This window comes from Blastomonas ursincola, assembly GCF_013607875.1.
Lineage (GTDB): Bacteria > Pseudomonadota > Alphaproteobacteria > Sphingomonadales > Sphingomonadaceae > Blastomonas > Blastomonas ursincola.
The window spans coordinates 2,501-5,743 of sequence record NZ_VDES01000007.1; the positions used below are offsets into that span (position 1 = coordinate 2,501).

Sequence of the window (3,243 nt, forward strand, 5' to 3'; positions counted from 1 at the left end):
GTGGCACGCTGCGATAAGCGTGGGGGAGCTGTGAGCAAGCTTTGATCCCGCGATTTCCGAATGGGGAAACCCACCCTCACCATTTCATTTCGCTGCTGGTTCGCCAGTGTCGGAATGAGGTGGATAGGGTATCACCTTGGTGAATAAAATAGCCTTGGTGAAGCGAACCCGGAGAACTGAAACATCTCAGTACCCGGAGGAAAAGACATCAACCGAGATTCCGTTAGTAGTGGCGAGCGAACGCGGACCAGGCCAGTGCCTGATGTTGAGTTAGCAGAACATTCTGGAAAGTTTGACCATAGCGGGTGACAGTCCCGTATGCGAAAGCGAAACATCAGGACTTGAGTAGGGCGGGACACGTGAAATCCTGTCTGAACATGGGGGGACCACCCTCCAAGCCTAAATACTCGTACATGACCGATAGCGAACAAGTACCGTGAGGGAAAGGTGAAAAGCACCCCGATGAGGGGAGTGAAACAGTACCTGAAACCGAATGCTTACAATCAGTTGGAGGGTCCTTGAGGCCTGACAGCGTACCTCTTGTATAATGGGTCAGTGACTTAATCTATCAAGCGAGCTTAAGCCGTTAGGTGTAGGCGCAGCGAAAGCGAGTCTGAACAGGGCGACTGAGTTTGATGGATTAGACCCGAAACCCGGCGATCTAGGCATGACCAGGCTGAAGGTGCGGTAACACGCACTGGAGGGCCGAACCGTTTAATGTTGAAAAATTATCGGATGAGTTGTGTTTAGGGGTGAAAGGCCAATCAAGCCGGGAAATAGCTGGTTCTCCGCGAAATCTATTTAGGTAGAGCGTCGGATGTTTACCTGTGGGGGTAGAGCACTGGATGGGCTAGGGGGTCGCGAGATCTACCAAACCTAACCAAACTCCGAATACCACAGAGTTAGTCCGGCAGACAGACGGCGGGTGCTAAGGTCCGTCGTCAAAAGGGAAACAGCCCTAACCTACAGCTAAGGTCCCCAAATCGTATCTAAGTGGGAAAGCATGTGGGATTTCCAAAACAACCAGGAGGTTGGCTTAGAAGCAGCCATCCTTTAAAGAAAGCGTAACAGCTCACTGGTCTAAATAAGAGATCCTGCGGCGAAAATGTAACGGGGCTCAAGATACGTACCGAAGCTTAGGGTGTGCATTTATGCACGCGGTAGCGGAGCGTTCCGTAAGCCTGTGAAGCGGGAGGGTAACCGACCGTGGAGGTATCGGAAGTGAGAATGCTGACATGAGTAGCGATAAAGAGGGTGAGATGCCCTCTCGCCGAAATCCCAAGGGTTCCTGCTTAAAGCTAATCTGAGCAGGGTGAGCCGGCCCCTAAGACGAGCCCGAAGGGGGTAGTCGATGGGAACCACGTTAATATTCGTGGGCCTGGAGGTGTGTGACGGATGGCGTAAGTTGTCAGGCCTTATTGGATTGGTCTGGCTTCGAAGTTGTCCCAGGAAATAGCCCCTCCGTATAGACCGTACCCTAAACCGACACAGGTGGGATGGTAGAGTATACCAAGGCGCTTGAGAGAAGTGTACTGAAGGAACTCGGCAAATTACCTCCGTAACTTCGGGAGAAGGAGGCCCCACATATGGGCAACCATGTGTGGGGGGCACAAGCCAGGGGGTAGCGACTGTTTAGCAAAAACACAGGACTCTGCTAAGTCGGCTTCAAGACGACGTATAGGGTCTGACGCCTGCCCGGTGCTGGAAGGTTAAGAGGAGGAGTGCAAGCTCTGAATTGAAGCCCCAGTAAACGGCGGCCGTAACTATAACGGTCCTAAGGTAGCGAAATTCCTTGTCGGGTAAGTTCCGACCTGCACGAATGGCGTAACGACTTCCCCACTGTCTCCAGTACATGCTCAGCGAAATTGAATTCTCCGTGAAGATGCGGAGTACCCGCGGTTAGACGGAAAGACCCCGTGCACCTTTACTGCAGCTTCAGAGTGGCATTAGGAAAGAACTGTGTAGCATAGGTGGGAGGCTTTGAAGCGACGGCGCCAGCTGTCGTGGAGCCATAGGTGAAATACCACCCTGTTGTTTTCTGATGTCTAACCACGCACCGTTATCCGGTGCTGGGACCCTCTGTGGCGGGTAGTTTGACTGGGGCGGTCGCCTCCTAAAGAGTAACGGAGGCGCGCGATGGTGAGCTCAGGACGGTTGGAAACCGTCTGTTAGAGTGCAATGGCATAAGCTCGCCTGACTGCGAGACTGACGAGTCGAGCAGAGACGAAAGTCGGTCATAGTGATCCGGTGGTCCCTCGTGGAAGGGCCATCGCTCAACGGATAAAAGGTACGCCGGGGATAACAGGCTGATGATTCCCAAGAGCTCATATCGACGGAATCGTTTGGCACCTCGATGTCGGCTCATCACATCCTGGGGCTGGAGCAGGTCCCAAGGGTTTGGCTGTTCGCCAATTAAAGTGGTACGTGAGCTGGGTTCAGAACGTCGCGAGACAGTTTGGTCCCTATCTGCCGTGGGCGTCGATAATTGAGAGGAGTTGACCCTAGTACGAGAGGACCGGGTTGAACATACCTCTGGTGTACCTGTCATTGCGCCAGCAGTGCAGCAGGGTAGCTATGTATGGACGGGATAACCGCTGAAAGCATCTAAGCGGGAAGCCTCCCTCAAGATAAGTTATCATCGAGTCGTGGAAGACCACCACGTTGATAGGCCGGGTGTGGAAGTGCGGTAACGCATGGAGCTAACCGGTCCTAATTACTCTGTTCGCGCTTGGAAGTCCCACCATCAATGTCAGCATTGGTGACCAGGATGATCTTCAAAGCCGGATGTTCGCCAAAACCTGATCCGAAATGAATGTCGGCCCAGCACGGGCATCGATCAAAACCCTCATGCGCACCTGCTTCATTGCTTGGTGGCCATAGCGTCAGTGACCCACCCGATCCCATCTCGAACTCGGCCGTGAAACCTGACTGCGCCGATGGTACTACCGCTTAAGCGTTGGAAGAGTAGGGCGTCGCCAGGCATTGAAGCCGGTGCGCATGACAAAAAACCCATCACAATGTTCAAAACAACCGCCCAAGGGTCAATCCCAGGGCGGTTTTTTGGCCTCTAAGGCCCGCGTCCCTCAAAAGACGCGCATTGGTGGCGCGGGATGGAGCAGCCCGGTAGCTCGTCAGGCTCATAACCTGAAGGTCGCAGGTTCAAATCCTGCTCCCGCAACCAATATGGAATGCCCCGCAAAAGCCCGCCCTTCCGGCGGGTTTTTTGCGTTTGGAGGGCTGTTG

1 tRNA gene and 2 rRNA genes (1 of these 3 running past the window's edge) are annotated in these 3,243 nt (G+C 53.8%); all 3 read left to right on the top strand.

From position 1 onward, the window contains the following. Positions 1 to 2,733 (top strand): 23S ribosomal RNA (locus FG486_RS18000); it begins 57 nt to the left of the window's first position. Positions 2,734 to 2,866: 133 nt separating this feature from the next. Continuing rightward, positions 2,867 to 2,981, top strand: a 5S ribosomal RNA gene (gene rrf, locus FG486_RS18005). A 123-nt stretch (positions 2,982 to 3,104) separates the two neighbouring features. Beyond that, positions 3,105 to 3,181: transfer RNA gene (locus tag FG486_RS18010), tRNA-Met, on the top strand. Positions 3,182 to 3,243 lie beyond the last annotated feature (62 nt).